Here is a 5,644-nt window from a genome sequence, read left to right as displayed (position 1 = left end):
TCCTGCTTTCTTTCGTCTGTTCCCGGACAGACTGCCTGTCAATTTGTGGACCATACGGTCCAGCAATAAACGGTCAAATTTCCCTAGCAGTAACACTATCAGGCTTTCATCCACTTCCTCTCCTGTTTTCTCAATACAGCCGGTAATGTCTGAACCGGGAATGCGGGGGAATTGCACCCCTTCCGGCCGCCACCCTGACTTCCCGCCGGATCCATAAGCTCCTTCCCGCATCCAGATTTCCGTATTATTGATCCCACAGGCCTTCACGTTAATAAGGACTTCATCCCTTTTCGGTTCCGGCGCTTTTCGTTCCACAAACTCTAATTTGTCTACATCACCGTACCCTGTTACTTGTACAGCTTTCATGGGTATCCTCCCTTTTCAGCAATGAAATAAAAGGCGGTAAACAGCGGGAACTCCCTCTGACTCTTTAAGATGCACAGTATATTAAAAAAGATGCCGTGCGGACTGCCACATCCGGGTAGCTGCACTCATTTTGTTTCCTTTATGCCTGATATACTCATTCCCGGGGCTCTATGGTATACTTATAGAAAAGCCGGCATATACTAGTACCATTTCTAATGAAGGTGGTATCAGCATGTGCAGGGATGAGGAGGATAAGTCTTTGTCAATCCCAACAATCAAGCCGATGAAAGTTAACTTTGACAGTGAAGAAGAACGTCAAAACTTTATTGACTGGGCGGAAGGAAAAAATAAAAAAGAACCTGAAAACATAGAGGAAGTCCGTCAAGGTGTGAAAAAAGCAAGAGAAATGAGAAAACGCGGTAATTTTAACGACTAATGCATCTTGATCTCATTTCTAATATGCCAGCTGACACCGTTCAATCCTTTTCTTGTCCAAGCCCCAATAATTTTATAGAATCATTTTTAAAAGAAAATGCCCTCAAATATCATCAGCAAAACCTTGCCAAAACGCATACCGTTCAGAATGACAGCGGCCATTTTATTGGCTTTTTCACTCTGTTTTCTGATTATGTTCCCATACCGAAATCTAAATTAAAAAAAGAAGACTGGACAGTGCAATCAATGATAGGAAAGCAAATGTACCCAGCAATAAGAATTCATGCGATAGGCATTGATCATGCATTTCAAGGAAACGATCACGGGAAGTGGTTAATGTATATTGCACTTGATATATGCAGAGAAATCTCTGAGTCTGTGGGAGTGGTGTTTGTATCTGTTGAATCCTTCACAAATACTATCGATTTTTATAAAAAATGTGGGTTCACCTATTTAAACAGAATGAGTCGAGATCTTCATAATATGGTTCTGAAGATTGATCATCTAAAAGACAACACCACTTTATAAACTTTAAAGCTGCCACTATGGGCAGCCTTTTTTATTTTCATACTTCTAAACTTTATCTTGCAATCTTCTTAACTTCTATTTTGCAATAAACAATTAGTGAAAAATCAGTTCTTGCAACCATTTTTTTCACATGTGATTCTAGCACTTGTGTTAACCCAATGGCTTAAATGCTCTTTAGTATTACTTCCACAACCAGTTGTACCACCTTTTGAACCACTGTGCACAATTCCAGTAGGTTCATGTTTAACCGGCATATTTTTCACCTCCGTAATACAAGATTAGGTGTTTTTAACCTGTTTCCCTAAAAATCAACATGTAAACAATCTTTTACAAATCTTCAACATGTGAATTTAAGCGTTTAAATTAAATTTGTGACTGCCGTTCATATACTCGCTTCATCATCTCAAGCATCATCATTTCCTTAAACTCATCATCATCCATAATCTTTGAAAAAATGTTTTGATCTTTGTCCATGCGCTCAATCCATTTATTAATAAATTCTTTCTCGAAGGCGTACCGGTAGTTGTCCATGGAGTTGGAGCGTGCCTTCTGGGCCAGGTCTATATCGTTATACATTTCTTCCTCCACAGCTTCCATGGAGAGGCGGTCACTATCATTAAAATCTGTCGCGAAGCGTTCGTTCAAACGTTCGATGATAGAAGATAGATTATCCTTGTCGTCTTCTGACTTTTTGCTGCCGGATGCAACGTGGCCGCCTACGGCATAATCACCGCCGCTTTCCAGTGCAATCGTGCCTTCCTGCTGTTTCTGCAGGCGGTAGAAAGCCAGTTCCACTTCATTGCTGTCGATATGAAAGGTTTCGCGGTCTCCGTTGTCACGCTGGATTTTCTTGAGAAAGAAACGTCCAAAAGTATGGAGCTTGTGCAGATCCAGATCCTGAAATGGAATGATCTGGGACAGGAAAGAGTATAAACGGACAAACTTATTCAGTTGATCGCGGAAAAGTTCCTGTTCTTCTTCCGTTTTTTGATCAAAGCGTTCCACCGCTGGATCCAGCAACCCATGCAGACGGCGCTGGTCCACTCCCCGTTCAATATTAAAGTCCGGCTTGAAATAAAGCTGGCAGAAAGCATCTACTTCCGAATCTGTATACACCTGACCTGCCTCGAGATCATCCACCAAATCATATAGCATATTAGGATCTGTTGTTTCATCAATCATTGTTTTTTCATAATACGGCTGAAACGCTTCCTGTATATCTTCCGCTTTATTGGCAAAATCCAACACAAACGTATCTTCTTTGCCCGGGCATGTCCTGTTCAACCGGGACAAGGTCTGAATAGCTTTCACGCCGTGTAATTTTTTATCGACATACATCGTATGAAGCAGCGGCTGGTCAAAGCCGGTCTGGAACTTTTCAGCCACAATCATAACTTCAAATTCTTCTTCAAACCGGCGCGGCACTTCACTTTCCGGGAATTGGTTCATTCCGGCTTCGGTATATTCCTGCCCATATTCATCCTGAACCGTGCCGGAAAAGGCGACAAGAGGTTTGACGTCTGTATATCCTTTTTCCCGGATGTATTTTTCAAACGCTTCTTTATAGCGGACAGCATGCAGACGGGACGCCGTGACGACCATTGCTTTGGCATTTCCCTGAATTTTGTGCTGGGTGATACGGCGGAAATGTTCAATCATGACTTCCGCTTTTTGAGAAATATTATGCGGGTGAAGGCTGACAAATCGGGCAATAGCCCGGGAAGCCTTTTTCTTATCCACTTCCGGATCATCTTCTATCTGCCTGGACAAGTGGAAAAAGGTTTCATAAGTTGTGTAGTTTTCAAGAACATCCAGTATGAATCCTTCTTCTATGGCCTGGCGCATCGAGTACAGATGAAACGGTTCAGGAAGCTGCTCTTCGCCTCTTGGTGTACCAAACATTTCAAGTGTCTTCTTTTTAGGTGTAGCCGTAAACGCATAAAAACTTAAATGGTCCTGTTTCCCGTGAGCCTGCATCGTCCGCAGCATTTCATCTTCAGCATCCTGTTCCGATGGATCTTTTTCTTCTGCCTGTTCCAAACTGTTTGCACTCAGCACTTCTTTCATCGATTTGGCTGATTCACCCGTCTGGGAGCTGTGAGCCTCATCAATAATGACAGCGTAGCGGCTTCCTTTCAGATTTTCTGCTTTGTCCAGTATGTAAGGGAACTTCTGCAGCGTCGTAATAATAATTCTGGTTCCGGCTTCCAATGCACGCGCCAGTTCCTGGGAGTGGTTTTCAATTTTTGCAACGACACCCTGCTTGTGTTCAAACTGATAAATCTTATCCTGCAGCTGCCGGTCCAGCACTTTTCGATCGGTAATAACGATGACAGAATCAAACAAGGGATGATCCGTCTCATCATGTAGATTGGACAGACGGTACGACAGCCAGGCGATGGAATTCGATTTGCCGCTTCCTGCCGAATGCTGCACAAGGTAATTGGTACCGGTCCCGCTTGCTTTCGTATCGGCTTCCAGCGAACGAACCGCATCCAGCTGGTGATATCGCGGGAAAATCATTGTTTCTTTTCGTTTCATCTGTCCGTTCTTTTGTTCGTCCTCCACTTCCAAATGTAAAAAACGGGTCAGAATGTCGATCCAGCTGTCTTTCGGGAAAATCTCCGTCCATAAATAATCCGTCCGGTACCCATCTGGATTGGGAGGATTGCCGGACCCGTGCTGATATCCTTTATTAAACGGCAGAAAGAACGTTTTTTTTCCTGCCAGCTTTGTTGTCATATACGCTTCATCCGGGTCTACGGCAAAATGTACGAGAGCACGCTTTTTGAAATCGAACATCAAATCACGCGGACTGCGGTCTTCCCGGTACTGCTTCATAGCATGGTGTACGTTCTGATTCGTGTAGGGGGTTTTCAATTCAATCGTGGCCGTCGGCAATCCGTTCACCGATAATACTAAATCCAGTGTATTATGATGATTAGGGCCGTAAGCCACCTGGCGGGTCACCGTGAGGAGGTTGTGATAATACAGATCCAATGCTTCAGGGTTCAGACGGGAAACCGGGCGGGGATACATCAGATCCAGTTTCACGCCGTAATCTTTCATACCGTGGCGCAGAACATCCAGCATCCCCCGTTTTTTTAACGTCTGTTCCAACCGGCGCCGTATTTTTTGCTGATAAGACGACCCGTGAATGGTGCGAAGCTGTTCCAGCCGCTTCGGCTGTGTCGTTTCGAGAAATCTAAACAACACAGATGGATCCAATGCCTGTTCCGCATCGAAATTGGCCGGATCTCCCGCTTCATATCCCCCATTCTCAACAAGCATCGCCTGCACCGTTTCCTCAAACGCACCTTCCCGGTGATCCATCACCATTGGTTACTCCCCCTCATTTCTTTCTGTTTCGTGAGGTTCCATCATTGCTTCCGGCTCATCCCGCACATCAATTTTCCCCGTCACCACTTCTGTAATTAACGACTGCCGGTATTCTTTCAATTTATTAATGATTTCCTGTGATTTTAAGACCATTTTATCAATTTGTTGAATTTTTGGTTCCAAATATTCAACAATTTTTTCCTGAACTTCCATAGAAGGTTTAACAATATAAAATTTATTAATATCTTTTTGAAATAAATGCGGGACTCCCATCCCATCTTTAAACCTTTGAATTATATGTTGTATATAATTGGTCAACAGATAATAATATAAATATTTACTATTCAAATTCTCAGATGGCCTTATTACTGCAATTGAACTATTTACTGTCGCTGCCGAGGGCAATTCTTCAACAATATTTGTAATGCCTAATGTGTTGCCGTCTTTTGCTAAGAGAACGTCACCTACTTGCAACTTTATTTCTGGTGATTCATCGTATCTATATTTCGTAATAAAATTTACATTTTCAAAATCTATATGCCTATTTTTAATATTAGGTGTAGAAAGAAATATATAACCATTATCAACATATTCCTCTGCTTTAAGACCTTTCCAACCTAACCTTGCCCTGAATCCGTGATAAAGAGGGTTATTGTTTGAGTGAGGTTCCGTTCTATATCTATAACTCGTTTTTTATTTCAGGTATACGTTGAAGATAAATAGGCATCCGCTGCAGGCGGACGTTTTCCGCGGGCAGCGCCTCAGCTATATCAAACGGAAAAACCGCCGTTTGATAGGATCTTCGGCTGCTGCTCTTCCCGCTGGAAGCGCCGCCTTCCACTCCTGCCTTCGTTTTCTTTTCTTTAGAAAAGGGTGCTCTTGCAGCAACACAAAGAAACCTACAGGGTTTCTATAGGTTCGCTAATTGATAGAACAGGTTGAAGCAAAAGAGGACGCGCTGTCTTTTTAGGTAGGA

Annotated in this window: 4 protein-coding genes and 1 pseudogene; 2 read left to right on the top strand and 3 right to left on the bottom strand. The window is 43.0% G+C overall.

The window, feature by feature from the left end; all coding sequences use genetic code 11:
- Nucleotides 1-366: alcohol dehydrogenase catalytic domain-containing protein (locus BM058_RS17815; RefSeq protein ID WP_177195629.1), on the bottom strand; the 366-nt coding region annotated here is incomplete at its 3' end.
- Nucleotides 367-625: 259 nt separating this feature from the next.
- Between BM058_RS17815 and BM058_RS18485 the strand changes: the two genes are divergently transcribed.
- On the top strand, nt 626-802 hold the full coding sequence (locus BM058_RS18485; RefSeq protein WP_177195628.1) for a hypothetical protein: 177 nt from the start codon (nt 626-628) through the stop codon (nt 800-802).
- The gene (locus BM058_RS17810; protein WP_090929125.1) at nt 802-1,329 is read left to right on the top strand and encodes a GNAT family N-acetyltransferase; all 528 of its coding nucleotides are present in this window, start codon (nt 802-804) and stop codon (nt 1,327-1,329) included. Before BM058_RS18485 ends, BM058_RS17810 begins: the two co-directional genes overlap by 1 nt.
- A gap of 363 nt (nt 1,330-1,692) precedes the next feature.
- Here the strand turns inward: BM058_RS17810 and BM058_RS17800 are convergent, their stop codons facing one another.
- Together BM058_RS17800 and BM058_RS17795 are read right to left on the bottom strand one after the other, a co-directional pair.
- Nucleotides 1,693-4,668, bottom strand: a complete 2,976-nt coding sequence (locus BM058_RS17800; RefSeq protein WP_090929119.1) for a type I restriction endonuclease subunit R — start codon at nt 4,666-4,668, stop codon at nt 1,693-1,695.
- 3 nt (nt 4,669-4,671) lie between these two features.
- Nucleotides 4,672-5,256, bottom strand: a pseudogene (locus tag BM058_RS17795) (restriction endonuclease subunit S); the annotation flags it as partial.
- Between the last annotated feature and the right edge of the window lie 388 nt (nt 5,257-5,644).

It is taken from the genome of Salibacterium qingdaonense, from assembly GCF_900114715.1.
Classification (GTDB): Bacteria; Bacillota; Bacilli; order Bacillales; family Marinococcaceae; genus Salibacterium; species Salibacterium qingdaonense.
The sequence above is the reverse complement of the archived record's forward strand: the minus strand, read 5'-3'. Positions and strand labels throughout refer to the sequence as shown.

What these genes read in the sequence shown, in the direction of transcription:
- BM058_RS17810 (WP_090929125.1), top strand. Translation starts at nt 802, where the DNA reads ATGCATCTTGATCTCATTTCTAATATGCCAGCTGACACCGTTCAATCC.
- BM058_RS17800 (WP_090929119.1), bottom strand. Translation starts at nt 4,668, where the DNA reads ATGGTGATGGATCACCGGGAAGGTGCGTTTGAGGAAACGGTGCAGGCG.